Here is a 238-nt window from a genome sequence, read left to right as displayed (position 1 = left end):
CTTTGGAAAACAAGTTGATGTATTAACTATTGAAATTGAAAATGTAAATGTTGATGCTTTAGAAGCTTTAGAAAAAAAAGGCATACAAGTTTACCCCGCAGCAAAAACACTACGTACCATACAAAACAAAGCAAAACAAAAATTGTTTTATGTTGATAATAACATACCAACAGCTCCTTTTACACGCTTTGCTTATACTTCAGAAATTAAAGAAGCCATAAATCATGGCGGATTAACA

General features: G+C 31.1%; 1 pseudogene. It reads left to right on the top strand.

The window, feature by feature from the left end:
- A pseudogene (locus tag FUA24_RS10905) lies at positions 1-238 on the top strand (5-(carboxyamino)imidazole ribonucleotide synthase); the annotation flags it as partial.

The organism is Seonamhaeicola marinus, from assembly GCF_008085455.1.
This window is presented reverse-complemented; position numbering and strand designations above follow the sequence as displayed.